We start from the raw sequence: 1,374 nt of genomic DNA on the forward strand, positions 1-1,374 counted from the left end.
TCAGAGATGACATCATCAGAATTACGACAAAAAGCACGCAGATTGATGAGGGGTGCGCTTATCCTTATGATCATCTGCCTCTTCCTGGCATCCACAGGCTCGGCAGCCGACAGCGGCACTCAGATGGACACATACACACGGGGAGAGATGATCCATATCTCCGGTACAACGAATCTCGCTGCCGGGAATGAACTGATCATCACGATTGTTTCACTCTCATTCCAGCCGACTTCCAAAGAGAAACCTTCAGGGTTCTCCGGAACCTCCGGTATGGCGACGGTCATTGAAGAGGAGGGAAGAAACATCTGGTCATTTACCTTCGATTCAACCGGCTTTATTCCTGATGAATACCTGGTTACCATTCAGTCGATCGAAACCGGCCAGCAGACGCAGACACGGTTTCTGCTCCTTGAAGAGGCAGAGATAGTCGAGGCTCCACACACTCCAATCCCATCTTCCATAACCCCGTCACCTGTCCATGAAGATACAACAGAAACACCGGCTGCTACAGGTTTTGGGGGTATTGCTGCCATAACAGGTCTTGCTGTGGCGATTATCTGCACAAAAAGGTAATTTTCGCCACAACACGTTTCCACAGATCACCCAAAAACCGCGATCATCCCGGCACCGGCGACCATGATGACCGCCCCAAGGATTCTTCCCCAGCTGAATTCTTCCTGAAAGATCAGGAGCCCGAAGAGCACCGAGAAGACAATTGCAAGCCTTTTGACGCTGATCACATACGGAACAATAGCCATCGTATAGGCGATGTTGATCATGACGATCTCCCATACAAGCACAAACCCAACCGCCGGATAAGCGAGGAGGAGACAAAAAGGCGTTACAGGTACAATATCCTTCCTCCTTCTCCTGTCAAGGGCGGCGAGAATAAGAAACGCCAGAGCAAGCAGGAGGAAGACGAGCACCGATCCGAAGAAGGGATCGGAGTTCTCGACAACCTGCTTGTCAAAGTTCACCGAGATTGAGAAGAGGAAGGCAACACCGAGCATCGACTGCACCCCCCGATCCGAAAAGAGCCTTCGGAACGGTATTGCAAGCGCAACAGGCCCTCGTACAACAGGATCAAGATGAAGGATATAGGCGCCGGATGCAACAAGCACCATACCGAGGGCACCGGCAGGGGTTGGTACTTCCCCGAGGATCAAAAACGACGTTACGAGGAGGAAGACCGGGGTGAACGCCAGCATCGGGATACAGAGGCAGAGATCGCTTTTGGTGAGTGCCCGATAGAGCAGGATGGTTGCGATGATGTTTATTGCAACGGTTCCAAGGACTGCCGGGGCAAGACCCGGCCCCGTTACCGGAACGCCCACAAAAAGGACTATTGCAGAGAGGAGAAGCGAGGCAGAGAGG

The 1,374-nt window shown here is 52.5% G+C and carries 1 protein-coding gene and 1 pseudogene; one reads left to right on the plus strand and one right to left on the minus strand.

Features of this window, described 5'->3' with window-relative positions:
• A pseudogene (locus tag QCH34_RS12715) lies at positions 1 to 573 on the plus strand (hypothetical protein); the annotation flags it as partial.
• Positions 574 to 599: 26 nt separating this feature from the next.
• Here QCH34_RS12715 and QCH34_RS12720 read toward each other — a convergent pair.
• The coding region (locus tag QCH34_RS12720) for an EamA family transporter (RefSeq protein ID WP_300334676.1) at positions 600 to 1,374 on the minus strand (775 nt) is incomplete at its 5' end.

Origin of the sequence: Methanocalculus sp. (assembly GCF_029762515.1) — an archaeon.
Taxonomy (GTDB): domain Archaea; phylum Halobacteriota; class Methanomicrobia; order Methanomicrobiales; family Methanocorpusculaceae; genus Methanocalculus.